Consider the following 14,638-nt stretch of genomic DNA (forward strand, 5'->3'; position numbering starts at 1 on the left):
CTATTTCACGCTTTCTGCCCGCGCCTCAATGACCAAAAACATCAGGTTGACCGAATCTCGGAACCTGCCAGAAGGGCTGGCCAGAATAACCCTTTTAGACCACGTCACCGACCAGAGCCTTGCTCCCCACGCGACGGTTTGAAGACGCAGGAGCAGATTCGACGCTTCGCCTTGCGAGCAACGCTCCAACGGTTTTGCCGGGTATCAGAACGTGAAGCCCACCCCCAGGTGGAAGGCGTACACATTCATGTCCGCCACAAATTCCGCATCACCCACTTCCGCGAATTGATACTGGGGAAGCCCCGGGGCGCGAATAAAGGTGCGCTCCACCTTGGCTTTCACTTCCTTGACGCTGATGTACTTGGCGTCCGCCGTCAGCCACCAGTGGTCGCTCAGCCGCCAATCGGCACCTATCTGCCCCACCCAGCCAAATTTATCCTGAATCTCCAGTTCCGGTTCTCCCACTTCCGTGAGAATCGGGTTGGTGACATGGCTGTCGTAGGTAAACAGATACACGGCTCCCAGACCCACATAAGGCCGGAAGTTGTGGTCCAGGCGGAATCGCTTCACCAGGGTCACCATGGGCGGCGCCACCTTGGTTTCGCCCACCTTTTCCCCAATGCAGGCACCCCGGTGGGAATACCGTTGGCCTCGGTGACCAGTGGCTCATCCGCCAACTTGCCCTTGGCCTTCAGTTCCAGAGTGGGCGGCAGGGCCGCCATGGTTTCGATGGACCAGCCACCATCCCCCCAGCGCAGCTTGTAGCCGATGATGGCAGCCGGAATGGTGAGCGGATCACTGAACGCCTCCCCTTCCTGCTCACCCGGCTCCACCGCCACTTCAGCAATCTCTGACAGGTTGCTGAGCGTGATCGATCGGGTCTTTACGTCCGGGGACATATGGATGGCTCCGAAGCGAAAGTAGAGCCGGTCTTCGCCAAAAATTTTCTGGGTGAATTTCACCCCGGGGTAATCCGGGCCGTACATGTCCTGACTGGCAACATGGGCAGAAAGAAACCCCAGCACGACAAACAGGAAAATTCGTTTTTTCGCATCCATTGTTTTTCTCATTTTCAACGCTCCCCCGCATTTTCCTGACCCGCCGTGGTGAGGCGGGCGTGGGTGGGGTTGTTAACCACACGGATACGGAAGTCGTCCTTGGCAATGCCCAACTCCAGTGAACCCACGCCCTCTTCCGGGAGAATGCCGCCGATGATCAGGTCAAGCAGGTCTCCCAGTACCGGGATCAGAGCACCAAGGTCCACTGACAGGTTCAGCGTCGCGGCAATAGCGGACGCATTGCGCGACTCCAGGGTGATCTGTCCGTTACGCAGGAATTTCACCGGCCCGGTCAGGTAGGCCGATACCGGCAGGCTTCTCACGTTGGCATCCGCCACATTGGGTATGGCTTGCCCACCGGGGATCAATGCGGAGAGCAGGCGCAGGTCCGGCGCATCCAGCCAGGCATCCAGGCGGGTGATAAAAATCGGATCGTCGATTTCTTCCCCGGTATCCGGATCAATCTGGTTCACCACGAAGCCGCGCAGGGGCTGAGGAGGCTTGTCGTCATAGGGGCGGAAGCGGAGCACCAATGCGCCGGTTTCCAGGGGCAAGGGAATCAGATCGCCCAGAATCGGAATGGCCAGCGTCGCGTTGGCAGTCAGAGATGTGCCCATCACATGCTGGGCATTGATCTCCACCGGAATCGCCGACTCTCCTACGGTCTGGATACAGAAGATTTCGCCATCGGCATCTTCCTGGGTGGCGCACCAGCGGCCATTGCCTTCATCGACCAGACCGATATAACTCAGGTCCAGCGGTTGCTTTGGCAGAAACGCCATGGGCAACGCCGCATGGGTAAAGATCTGGTCACCTTGATCCAGGTTGGCGCCGCCAATCAGCCCACCGGTGCTTTTCACATGACCGCGGGCATGGTTGTTGACCGCTTCCACTTCATCGTTGTCCCAGTTGCCATTGCCATTGACGTCGGTGTACTCCCGGGTCAGAACAGTGGCATAGGCAGCCCCTTCATCCGGGGTGGCGGTGAAATCGAGCAGAATCGGCGGCCCCCCTACACAGGGCTGATTGGAAAGCGGGCCACAGGTGCCCATGCCGTTGAGTGGGTCCGTGTTGATGCCCAGGTTGCCGAAGCGATCATGACTGCGGAACACCGCTTCGCCACTGTCGCCGCCATTGATCACCAGACGATAGGCATTGCCGGGCATAATGGTATCCGGTGCCGGCTGAGCCCGCAGACGCAGACTGTTGCGTCGTGCTGACATGGGGATGTTCTGCCACTGGCCATTCACCTGCTCACCCAGACACATGGCCCCGCCTTCACAGGATTGGCCATCGGCGGCAATGGTGCCGAACGTCATGGAGGCCATTTCCATGGGCATATTGAAACTGATCTCGATGGGGCGACTGACGTCATAGAAGAAGGGGTAGTAAAGCGAATCCGACGCCAGACCGCCCACACACCGGCCAGCCATTTGCACCGTGTTGCCATCTGCATCCTGGCGTTCGACACCACGGTCTTCCAACGCACACCCGATGCCCGGGTAGGCCCCCAACACCACCGGCGGCAATACCGGCGCACCATTGTCCGCCGCGTAGCTGGCCGTATCGAAAACAATCTGACCCGTGCCATCGGTGGCATCCCCGGGCACAAACTGCAGATGCGAAGGATCAAACAGGTCCTGATCTTTCAAGCCATCGCCAAGATCCAGGTAATAACGCTGCCCGGCCGCCAACGCATTGAGCGGCGTAATCACCAGGTTGGAGCCACTGCTACGGACCTGCACCGGCACCGGTTCGCTGCTGTCCTGACGGAACAGTTTCACCTGCTCCATTCCTTCGTCATGCACTGGCTCGTTGAACACCACAACGATGTTGTTGCTCGGCTCCACCTGGGTCTGATTATGCTCCGGGAACGACCCGGTTGCCTGAAGCGGATCGCGGTTGAACTGATCGAACTCGAAGTCCACGTCTGCACGGACGCCAAGTGCAAAGTCCGCGCTGACTTTGGCAGCTCCGCTGAGAATATCCAGTTCCAGGGTTCGGAATACCTCGAAGGTCAGCGCGCCATCCTTCACATCCACCACGCCAACCGCCTGGATGTGCATCAGGTTCTGGTTCACTGAAGCATTGCCCCGTGGTTCGACTGCATGCATGGCCAGATCAAAATTCATGTACACAAACATCGGCGCATAATCATCATCGGGCTGGAACCCCTTGGGGCGATAGGGGTTGGTCACCAGATAACCGGTCACGTCGGTCACAAAAGTGCCGATGATGTCGCCGGTAAACATGGGAGTGCGCACCTCGCCACCCAGCTTGATCGGATCAATACCGGTAATGCGCAGCTGCTGGCCGGCTCGGGCGACCACGGGCACCGCATCCACATGCACGTCCGGACGGCCCATCCAGCCCTCCAGTACCAGCGGCATGGCATTCACCTGGGTCACACCCAGTGCCTCGGTAACCAGGTTGAACTGATTAAGCGGCAACCCGTGCAGCCGTGAGGCTTGCGGGTAGCCCGGGTCCCCCAGGGCCGGCTGGGCTTTCATCAGCTGCTTGATGGGCGGGTTGAGATCGACCACGTCATCCTTGGACAGGGTGGGCGTCAGCTCATAGGTCACTGTCTCCAGAACGTCTTCATCAAAATCTTCCAGACCCTGCAGGGTGAGTGTGTAGGTGTCGCCGCCGATCAGGTCCTCTTTGGGGTCCAGGGTGATGTAGTGGCGCTCATTGAGAATCCTCACATCCACCAGTTCCCCGGACTGCTGATGCTCCAGCTTGACCGTGTCACCGTAACGGACGGTGGTCTCCACCAGCGGCTCGGTGAAGGTGATGCGCACCGGCGAGAAATCCATGAACGGGAAGCGCTCTTCTGCAACAGGCTCCGGCAGATAGGCCCCGGGATTTTCCTGGTTGATGGCCAGCACCTCGGGAACCTGATCAGGCAGCGGGTGGTACTGGCGGGTGCGAAACGTAATCAGCGGGCCGTCCTGATCATCCAGGTTGACGATGCCGGAGGCGATCTGCGGCGACACCCACAACCGGTACTCTTCACCAGGGCGCAGACCCGACATGGAAAAGGTAAAAGTATGGTTGCGGTTGGAGACCTGGGCGCTGGACAGATCCACCAGGTTCCCTTCACTGTCGGCCAGACACAGGGCGCCGGCAAAATTTTCACCGTCAGGCTGACATTCTGCCTTGGCGGCAGCCTCATCAATGGCACTGGAAAAAGTCAGCAGCAACTTGCTGCCGAGAGGCAGATCCACCATGCCGTCAGACGGATATGCGTAGATCAGCGCCTCACCCGGCTCCGGAGGGATAAACACATCCGGGTCGTCTTCACAGGCATTGAGCAGGGGATAAAGCAGACATAAAACAGCCAGACGCTGTATCGATATTGTGCGCATCCTTTCACCCGTTTCTTGTTTTTGGAGGCAGATTTTTCTATTGATTCCGGGGACAGGATTCAGTGGCGCGGGGACGGGGACAAGTTATCGTTTGTAAGCAAAAATCCACATAATGGTGCGTTTTATCTACCTGATAAATAGACACTTTCTGCATTCACGTATACTTCACGAAGCAAATTCCCAAGTAATTCAATGGCTTTTGAAAAGGGGATTTTTGCTCAGGGATTCCGCACTAAAACTTTGTTCGTAATCCCTGGTTGACAAGAAAAACCGCAACATGACGTTTTGTATCATGCTGCGAACAGAACGCCGCCTTATTGGTAACGAATACGCAGTGCGGTCAGCACCGTTTTCAAGTGAGGGGCAGCCACTCCATGGCGTTCGGCAATCGCCACCACATTACCCAGGATGGCATCCAGTTCGATGGGCCGGTCGTTCAGGTAGTCCAGTGCCATGGAATTTTTGTAGGCGCCCATCTTGCGGGTACCGGCCAGATTTTTTTCCACCAGATCGTCCGGGAGCGGATAGCCATCGGCAGCGGCGACGGCTATCACCTCTTTCATCATGGTACGGACCAGGTCTTCGCCACCGGGGGCATCAAGAATCGATAACGTATCGGCCCCATTGCTCAGCACGCTGAGAGGATTGAACGGCGCATTCCAGACACACTTGCGCCAGCGCTCCCCCACAACCGCTTCGCTATCGTTAACCTCAATACCCCCTTCCCTGAACAGGCCGCTCAAGCGGCGACAGTGCTCATCAAACCCCGCGGGAAAATTGCCCATTACCAGTTGGCCGTAGGCCTGATGATGAACCTCGCCGGGGCCCGTGCGGCTGACAGCGATAAATGCCAGGCAGCTCACCAGAGGATGCTGCGGATAGGCATCGGCCAGCTCCCGTTCGATATCCAGGCCATTTTCAATCAGCACCAGGCCGGTGTGGTCGCCCATCCAGGGACGCACCAGCGCGGCACGATCCACGCCGGGCAACACCTTGACGCAGAGCAGAAGATAATCGGGAAACGCGTCCGGGGTGTCATCCGGGCGATACACCCGCTCCGGCAGCCAGGACAGCTCCCCCAGTGGGCTGGTAAAACGAAAGCCGCCCTCCTTAACCGCGTCATAATCCGAGCGCAGCACCACACTCACCTCACAGCCAGCCCGTTTAAGAATGGCCCCATAAAAGCTGCCGATGGCACCGGCACCGACGATCAGAATGCGAGGTTTATCCGTCATAACAGTGTCTCTTTATCAAGCCCTGCCGCATGGCATGCAAGGGCCACAACGACAGCAGGAAAACGATTAACAACAACCAGAAAGCCCGATCAAAACCAAATTCAAAGGCCTCTGCCAGCGACAACGCAGGATCAGTCTGCCCATAGCGATCACTGAAAAATTGTATGCAAAGGGCGCACAGATTCACGCCCAGAGCACCGCCGATCTGCCGGGCGAAATTGAAAATGCCCGAGCCCTGTGGAATCAATGCCGGTGGCAGCAAGCCCAGTGCCCCGGTGGACGATGGCGGCATCATCAACCCCAGCCCCACCCTGCCCAGCAGGGTCCACCACACCAGCCATACCGCCGATGTCGCCAAGGTGGCACCCGCCATCAGCGCCATGTTGAGGACAAACAACAGCAGACCGATGATCATGATGCGGGTCTCGGAAAATCGGTCGGTCAGGTGTCCGGCCACCGGAAAGGTGAACGCCATGGCCAGTCCCGCCGGCATCAACATCAGGCCGGCACTGGCGGCGCTTTCGCCCAGTACCTGCTGAAAATACAGCGGCGTCACATAGGTGGAGGCGAACACCCCGGCACCAATCACCATGGACATGAGAAAGCTGCCCGTGAAGCCCGGATACGCAAAGACCCTCAGATCCATGAGAGGGTGGGCATGGCGCCGCTGCCACACCACAAACCATGCCAACGAGACAGTGCCAACAAGCAACGTGGTCAGCAACCAGGGGTCGCTCCAACCACGGCGATGGCCATTGGCCAGACCCCACAGCACTGCCGTGATACCCAGGGCCAGCAACAGCACGCCAGCACGGTCGAGGCGAACCGGTGCCAGCTGGCGATCCTTGCCGGGCAGGTACCGCCAGGCCATCACCATGCCCACCACACAGGCCGGCAGCACCACCAGGAACACCGCCCGCCAGGACAGGGTATCCACCAGCACCCCTCCGATGGCAGGGGCAATCGCCGGCCCCAACACCACGCCAAGCCCATAGATTCCCATGGCCTGGCCGCGCCGGTTAAGCGGGAAGACCTGAAAGATGGTAATCATGGCCAACGGTTGTACCAGCCCGGCCAACAGACCTTGTCCGATACGGGCCGCCACCAGCAGAGGAAACTGCTCACTGACAGCACCGATAATGGACACGACGATAAACAGCCCCATGGCCAGCAGATAGGCACCACGGGCACCGAATCGCTGGGCACACCAGGCATTGAGCAGCATGCCCACGGTCATGGCAGCAAGAAAGCCGGTGGCCAGCCAGTGCACCTGATCCTGGGCCAGCCGAAACTCCACCATGATGGTGGGAATGGCCACATTGATAATGGTGGACGCCAGCACCACGGACATGGTGCCGAGCATCACGGTTATGGTGGCCAGCCAGCGGTAGCGTGGCCCATAACGGTCGAACAACCGTTCGACCTGGGCCTCTACCGACGCCATTACCGGGTGGGGTCCTCGCTGACCTGCACCAGCAGCTTGCCGCGATTACGTCCGGTCAACAGGCCCTGGAAGGCATCCACGGTGTTTTCCAGACCCTGGACGATATCTTCCTGGTACTGAATTTTTCCAGCCTGCATCCAGGTACTCATGTCACTGACAAAGTCCTTCATCAGGTGGGCGTAATCGAACTGGATAAAGCCTTTGATCAGGATCCGCTTGACCAACAGCTTGGTCAGGAACGCCGGCAACTGATCCGGTCCCTGAGGCGCTTCGGTATCGTTGTAGTGGGCGATGCGACCACACAGGGGAATCCGGGCGAAATCGTTGACCTGCTTCATCACCGCATCGAACACCTTGCCGCCCACGTTTTCGAAATAGATATCGATGCCGTCCGGGCAGGCTGCCTTGAGCTGCGCGTCAAAATCCTCGTCCTTGTAGTTGACGCAGGCATCGAAGCCATAAGCCTCAACCACATGCTCGCACTTGTCCGGCGCCCCGGCCACGCCCACCACACGGCAGCCTTTCAGCTTGGCGATCTGACCGACCACCTGCCCCACGGCCCCGCTGGCGGCGGACACGACCACGGTTTCGCCTTCTTTCGGCTGACCGATTTCCAGCAGCCCGGCATAGGCGGTAAAGCCCGGCATGCCCAGCACACCCACGGCGGTGCTGATGGGCGCCTGCTTCGGATCCAGCTTGCGCAGCATGGCCTTGCCCTGCACGGAGTATTCCTGCCAGCCCCCGAAGCCGAGCACGTAATCACCGGCTTCATAGCCTTCCAGCCGCGACTCCACCACCTGCCCCACGGTGGCCCCCTGCATCACATCACCCAGCTCCACACTGGCGGCATAGGACTTGGCCGGGCTCATGCGACCGCGCATGTAGGGGTCCAGGGACAGGTAGATCGTCTTGATCAGAACCTGCCCGTCTTTCGGCGACGGCATCTCACCTTCGCGCAGGGGCAAATGCTCAGCCTGCGGCATGCCTTTGGGATACTCGGACAGAATAATCTGGCGGTTGATCGTCATGGTGCTCTCCCGGATTTCAAACCTACCTGTAGGAGCGCCACTTGCGGCGCGATCACCCAAAACCTGAAAAGCGGTATTTACCACAGAGGACACAGAGATCACTGAGGAAAAAACGGGTTCTTCTCTGTATACTCTGTGCCCTCTGTGGTGAGAGTGCTTTTGATCCTGGTCTTTTATCGCGCCGCAATCGACGCTCCTACGGCTAGGAAATATTTTTTATCATCAAAAAAGGCGGCCGAAGCCGCCTTGGTGTGTTGCGTTACGCGGCGTCTTCGTCCACATCCAGCAGGTTTTCCAGCTGCTGCATGTGATAGCCCAGATCACCAAGCTGGTGGTCAATCATCACGATACGCTTGGCGTAATGAGACACGGCGGTTTCTTCCATCATGCCCATGCCGCCATGGAGCTGGATGGCTTCTTCCGCCACCTTGCGCCCGGACTTGCCGATGATCGCCTTGGCCGCCGCCAGGCGCTTGGCACACACCGGTGCCGACAACTCCAGGGAGCAGGCTGCCAGAATGGTCATGGAACGGGCTTTTTCCAGCTCCATGCGCATTTCCACCATGCGGTGCTGCAAGGCCTGGAACTTGCCGATGGGCACGCCGAACTGCTGACGTTCCTTGATGTAGTTCAAGGTGTGGTCACAGGCCACTTCCATGGCGCCGGTGGCTTCCGCACAAAGGGCAACGATACCCAGCGCCAGGGATTTCTCCAGGGCGTCAATGGCATTGCCTTCTTCACCCAGCAGCTCCGCCGGCGCCTTGTTGAGACTAATTTCCGCCGCATGCAGACCATCAATGGTTTCATAACCGCGACGGCTGACGCCCTCGGCGGCAGCATCCACCACAAAGGCGGACAGGCCATTGCGGTCATTGGCATTACCAGCGGTACGGGCAATCACGACCAGCTTGTCGGCGCTATCCCCGTGCAGGACCACCGCCTTGCTACCGCTGATCACATAGCCATCGCCGCTCTTTTCCGCCGTTGTCGCCACATGGGTATGGTCATAACGACCTTCCGGTTCATAGGCGGCCAGGGCCAGACGCAATTCACCACCAACGATGGCGCTGATCAATGCCTCTTTCTGGCTGTCGCTACCCAGGGCATTGATCAGGGTGCCACTGAGCACCACGGTGGCAAGATAGGGTTCCAGCACCAGGCCGCGACCAAAACCCTCCGCCACCACCATCAGTTCCGGACCGCCACCATTGAAGCCGCCGAAGTCTTCGGAAAACGGTACGCCCAGCAGGCCCAGTTCGGCGAACTGCTGCCACATTTCTTTGGAGAAGCCCAGCTCGCTGGTGCGGGCTTTTTCGCGTACGTCGAAGGGGTAACCATCGCGAACCAGACGGCCCACGGTTTCCTCGAGCATGCGTTGTTCGTCGCTCAGTTTGAAGTCCATGGTCGTCTCCTTACAGTCCCAGAATCATCTTGGCGATGATGTTCTTCTGAATTTCATTGGAGCCGCCGAAGATCGACAGCTTGCGCATGTTGAAGTACTTGGTGGAAACACTGTTGGCAAAGTCGGGGCCCACCATTTCACCGTCGTAATCTGCGTCAAAGGTTTCCGGCAGGAACGGCTGGGCGTAGGGACCCGCCGCACGACGGAACAGGTCGGTAATTTCCTGACGCAGTTCGGTGCCCATGATTTTCAGGAAAGAACTTTCCGCCCCGGGGACACCGCCCGCCTGGGCTGCGGCCACGGTACGCAGGTTGGTCATTTCCAGTGCCATCAGCTCCATTTCCACATCCGCCAGACGGTTGCGGAACAGCGGGTCTTCAATCAACGGTTTTCCGTTCTGCTGGACCTTGCGAGCCACCTCTTTCAAGTGCTTGAGCGCCGCCTTGGACTGGCCTACACCGGCAATACCGGTACGCTCGAAAGTCAGCAAGTACTTGGCGCAGGTCCAACCCTTGTTCTCTTCACCGACCAGGTTTTCCACCGGCACTTTTACGTCGTCGAAGAACACTTCGTTCACTTCGTGCTCGCCGTCCAGGGTAATCAGCGGACGCACGGTGATGCCCGGGGTTTCCATGTCGATCAACAGGAAGGAAATCCCTTCCTGTTTCTTGGCGTTGGGATCGGTGCGTACCAGACAGAAGATCCAGTCTGCATGCTGCCCCAGGGTAGTCCAGGTTTTCTGGCCATTGACCACATAGTGGTCGCCTTCGCGAACCGCCTTGGTTTTCAGGCCGGCCAGATCAGAGCCGGCACCCGGCTCCGAGTAGCCCTGACACCACCACACATCACTGTTGAGGATGGGCGGCAGGTATTTCTGTTTCTGCTCGTCGGTGCCGAACTTGATGAGCACCGGCGCCACCATGTTCACGCCGAAAGGCAGCACGGTAGGAGCGCCATACTCGGCGCACTCTTCCTCGAAGATGTGCTTCTGGATGGGAGACCAGCCAGTACCGCCGTGCTCTGTGGGCCAATGCATGGCCATCCAGCCCTTTTCGTTAAGGATTTTCTGCCAGCGGATGGTGTCTTCCTTGCCCAGGTGCTGGCTGTTCTTGACCTTGCTGGCGATGTCCTTGGGCAGCTTTTCATCCAGAAAGGCGCGCACTTCATCGCGAAACGCCAGTTCTTCCGGGGTGTAGTTGATATCCATCTTTGAACCTCTTGAAAGGTTGTTCTTTGCTTCGCAACCACTGTTGGAGCCTTGCAAGCAAGGCTCAAACGACGGGTTACAACATTCGTTTCTCAGCGGTAAAAGCCTTTGCCCTGCTCTGCCAGGTCGCTGAGCAGTTTGGCCGGCTTCCAGGCATCCGAGCCGGTTTGCTGATAGATCTCGTTGATCTTGTCGTGGATGGTTTTCACACCCACCTGGTCCGCCCAGAACAGCACACCGCCGCGGTACACCGGGAAGCCGTAGCCGTAGATCCAGATCACATCCACATCCAGCGGGCGAGCGGCGATGCCCTCTTCCAGGATCTTCGCCCCCTCATTGACCATCACGTACATGCAGCGCTCCAGGATTTCCTGGTCGCTGATTTCACGGGGGTTAATCCCGTTATCACTACGATATGTAGCAATAATGCTCTCAACAGCCGGTGAAGGAACAGGGGTGCGGTCGCCGCCTTTATAGTCAAAAACGCCAGCCTGGGTTTTCTGACCGAGACGACCGGCTTCCACCAGTTCGTCAGTCCAGTTGCGCGGCGGTGCGTTATCCGGGTCTTCCTTGCGCAGTTCCTCGCGGATGCGATAGCCCACATCCATACCGGCCAGATCAGACATGGCAAACGGCCCCATGGGGAAGCCCAGATCGAACAGTACCTTGTCCACCTGCTCCGGGCTGGCCCCTTCGTTGACCAGCTCGATGGCTTCCGCCTGGCGCTTGTGCAGCATGCGGTTGCCGACGAAACCATGGCACACGCCCACCAGTACACCGACCTTGCCGATGCGACGGCTCAGGTCCATGACAGTGGCAATGACTTCATCGGATGTCTTATCACCACGCACGTTTTCCAGCAGCTTCATCACGTTGGCGGGGCTGAAGAAGTGCATGCCCATCACGTCTTCGGGACGGCGGGTGAAGCTGGCAATGCGATTCACGTCCAGGGTGGAGGTGTTGGTGGCGAGAATGGCGCCGGGTTTGCAGACCCGATCCAGCTCACTGAACACGGCCTTTTTTACGTCCATGTTCTCGAACACCGCTTCGATCACCAGGTCCACATCGCTCAGGTCGTCGTAGCTGAGGGTGGGCTGAATCAGCGCCATGCGCTGCTCCACCTGCTGTTGGGTAATGCGGCCTTTCTTCGCGGTGTTTTCGTAGTTCTTGCGGATGATGGCGATGCCCTTTTCCAGGGCCTCTTCTTTCACCTCGAGAATCTTCACCGGAATACCCGCATTGGCGAAGTTCATGGCGATACCGCCACCCATGGTGCCGGCGCCGATCACCGCCGCCTGCTTGATGTCACGCTTGGGGGTGTCCTTGTCGAGCCCTGGCACCTTGGCCACTTCCCGTTCGGCAAAGAACACATGACGCTGGGCCGCGGATTCGCTGGAAACCAGCAGCTTGAAGAACAGCTCCCGTTCCCGTTCCACGCCCTTGTCGTAGGGCAGCTCCACCGCCACCTTGACCGCCTTGATACAGGAAAACGGCGCCTTGAAGCCGCGCTGCTTTTTTGCAATGGATTGCTCGAAGTGGTCGAACAGCTCGGCACTGGTATCCCCGGGCACGTCCAGTTCGGAGATCTTGCGCAGCGGCGCGCCATCAGCAACCAGCTTGCGGGCAAAGGCCAATGCCCCTTCCAGCAGATCGCCGCTGACCACCTCGTCCACCAGACCCAGTTCCCGGGCCTCGGCTGCCTTGATCGGGTTGCCTCCCACGATCATTTCCAGGGCTTTCTGCGCCCCCACCAGACGCGGCAGGCGCTGGGTGCCGCCAGCCCCGGGCAGCAGGCCCAGCTTCACTTCCGGCAGGCCCAGGCGGGCGCTGTCCAGAGCCACGCGATAATCGCAGCCCAGCGCCACTTCCAGCCCGCCACCCAGGGCGGTGCCATGGATGGCAGCGATCACCGGCTTGTCGCTGGCTTCGTATTCATCAATCACCGCGGGCAGTACCGGCTGCTGGGGTGGCTTGCCGAATTCACGGATATCGGCGCCGGCCGGGAAGGTCTTGCCCTCGCCGATCACCACCACCGCCTTGATGCCATCGTCCGCCAGGGCCTCGCGCAGACAGTTCTGCAGTCCTTCCCGGACCCCATGGCCCAGCGCATTGACGGGGGGATAGTTGATTCGGATTACGCCAATATCGCTATCGCGACTGAGGCTGACCGGATGACTCATAGTACTCTCCTCATTGAACTGCCATGCTCCGGTGAAGCCAGGCAGTACCTGCCCGGTCTGAGGCCGGGTCAGGAAGATGAAATCTCGACGTGCTATCAACCTTGCAGGTTGCAGGAGCCTCGCTGGCGGCGCGAAAACCGTTGCGAGTTGCGAGAAACGAGTTTCGAAAGGCAAAACCTCAAAGCGCGGAGGTTTCCGGTTTTCGCGACTCGAAACTCGTGCCTCGAAACTGTTATCGCGCCGCCAGCGACGTTATTCGCTCCGCTCACCCTTCGGGCCGACCCGCGGTCGTTGCTCCACTGCGCTACGCTCCTGCGGCAGAGGGCCACTGCTATTGCACAGCTATTTCATTGCCGCTTGATAACACTGATCTGCGATGCCTAATGGCGACGCACATAACTGTTAACTGCCCCCAGTATAAGCAAAGGCGGACCGCTTTCAATTATTTTGGAATAATATTTCATTATCTGAAGAAGACGAAAAAACAGGGCGCCAGGCGCCCTGCTTCCCCTCCTCGCCAGGTTACTCGCCCAGCACCTCGGAAATACGCTGCAGCTCAACGGTGCCACCTTTCTTGACGGTAGCGATGTTGGGATCGGCCATCATGCCACCCTTGGCATCGATTTCGGTCACGCCGTAGGGGTTATGCTCCTCCGCCAGGTTTTTCAGCGCATCGCCCATGGCCGCCCGGATTACCTTGGCGTCCTCCACGGTACCGGCTTCCTTCATGGCCTGAACCACGGTATGCATGGCGAAATAGTTGTAGGCCACTTCGGTGGTGGGATCCTTGCCGTCATTCTGCGTGTGGTACTTGGCAACAAAATCCTTGGCGCCCTGCTCCTCGTACATGGTCAGCGGGACCACACCCACGGAGCCTTCCAGCATCTTGTAGCCGCCAATGATCTTGGACATTTCGCCCATCTTGGCCTGGTCCATGATCACGAAGCCGCCTTTGAAGCCCAGCTGGCGGGCCTGCTTGGCCACCAGCGCTGTGGGTTCGGACGCCCCGCCAATGAACAGCACATCCGGCTTCTCTGCCAGCACCTTGCTGACGCCGGTATAGAAGTCCGCCGACTTGTTGTAGTCCATGGGGTTATCCGCCACCACGGTGCCGCCCATGGCTTCCCAGGTGGGCACGAATGCCTTGGTCCAGTACTTGGCGTAGTCATGGGTGGCATTGGCGATGGCCACTTTCTTGCCATTCTGTTCCATGGCGATCTTGGTGAACGGCTTCATGTAGCCGGTAAAGGTGGGCGGGATACGCACGGTCAGTTCATTGCCCTTCTCGGTCACAGTGGGCACCGAGGTATAGGACATCACCAGGAAATCATCCCGCTCATTAAACGCTTGCAGGGCAAAGGTGCCACCAGAGTGCGGCGTAAAGATCACCGGTGCATTGTACTGCTGCACCAGGCGCTTGCCGTTCACCGCCGCCTGACTGGGGGCGTACTTGTCATCCAGGGATACCAGGTTGATCTCGTAGGTGTCATCACCCACCTTGAAACCACCCTTGTCGTTGATTTCCCGGGCAGCCATTTGCAGGCCTTCCAGGGTGTTCTGCCCGTACAAGGCGGCACCGCCACTCAGCGGCCCGGTGAAACCGATGGTCACGGTTTCGGCCGCCTGTGCGCCGCTGGCAGCCAGTGCGATGGCACTGGCGCAGGCCAGGCGGCAGAAACGCTTAACCAGTGTATTTTTTCCGTTGCTCATGAAACT

Annotated in this window: 10 protein-coding genes; all 10 read right to left on the reverse strand. The window is 58.8% G+C overall.

From position 1 onward, the window contains the following. Positions 1–204: 204 nt before the first annotated feature. Positions 205–609 carry an OmpW family protein gene (locus C4S63_RS17535; protein WP_235000028.1) on the reverse strand — a complete coding sequence of 135 codons (405 nt, stop codon included), beginning with the start codon at positions 607–609 and terminating at the stop codon, positions 205–207. Next, entirely contained in the window at positions 576–1,058 is a 483-nt protein-coding gene (locus C4S63_RS17540; protein ID WP_235000029.1) for a hypothetical protein, read from the reverse strand. Before C4S63_RS17540 ends, C4S63_RS17535 begins: the two co-directional genes overlap by 34 nt. A 14-nt stretch (positions 1,059–1,072) precedes the next feature. After that, on the reverse strand, positions 1,073–4,426 hold the full coding sequence (locus C4S63_RS13870; protein WP_103917929.1) for an Ig-like domain-containing protein: 3,354 nt from the start codon (positions 4,424–4,426) through the stop codon (positions 1,073–1,075). Between the two features lie 314 nt (positions 4,427–4,740). After that, positions 4,741–5,661, reverse strand: coding sequence for a ketopantoate reductase family protein (locus C4S63_RS13875; protein WP_103917930.1), 921 nt, complete (start codon positions 5,659–5,661; stop codon positions 4,741–4,743). Continuing rightward, positions 5,651–7,105 (reverse strand): DHA2 family efflux MFS transporter permease subunit, encoded by a 1,455-nt coding sequence (locus tag C4S63_RS13880; RefSeq protein ID WP_103917931.1) that lies wholly within the window; start codon positions 7,103–7,105, stop codon positions 5,651–5,653. Before C4S63_RS13880 ends, C4S63_RS13875 begins: the two co-directional genes overlap by 11 nt. Further along, a complete protein-coding gene (locus C4S63_RS13885) occupies positions 7,105–8,133 on the reverse strand; it encodes an NADP-dependent oxidoreductase (protein WP_103917932.1) in 1,029 nt (342 codons plus the stop codon). Before C4S63_RS13885 ends, C4S63_RS13880 begins: the two co-directional genes overlap by 1 nt. 259 nt (positions 8,134–8,392) lie before the next feature. Then, entirely contained in the window at positions 8,393–9,535 is a 1,143-nt protein-coding gene (locus tag C4S63_RS13890) for an acyl-CoA dehydrogenase family protein (RefSeq protein ID WP_103917933.1), read from the reverse strand. A gap of 10 nt (positions 9,536–9,545) precedes the next feature. Beyond that, positions 9,546–10,742: an acyl-CoA dehydrogenase family protein gene (locus C4S63_RS13895; RefSeq protein ID WP_062817927.1), complete on the reverse strand. Its 1,197-nt coding sequence runs from the start codon at positions 10,740–10,742 to the stop codon at positions 9,546–9,548. A gap of 92 nt (positions 10,743–10,834) precedes the next feature. After that, entirely contained in the window at positions 10,835–12,922 is a 2,088-nt protein-coding gene (locus C4S63_RS13900; protein ID WP_103917934.1) for a 3-hydroxyacyl-CoA dehydrogenase NAD-binding domain-containing protein, read from the reverse strand. Positions 12,923–13,444: 522 nt separating this feature from the next. Beyond that, positions 13,445–14,632 (reverse strand): ABC transporter substrate-binding protein, encoded by a 1,188-nt coding sequence (locus tag C4S63_RS13905; protein ID WP_103917935.1) that lies wholly within the window; start codon positions 14,630–14,632, stop codon positions 13,445–13,447. Positions 14,633–14,638: the final 6 nt, after the last annotated feature.

The sequence above is a fragment of the Alcanivorax sp. DSM 26293 genome (assembly GCF_900107995.1).
Lineage (GTDB): Bacteria > Pseudomonadota > Gammaproteobacteria > Pseudomonadales > Alcanivoracaceae > Alcanivorax.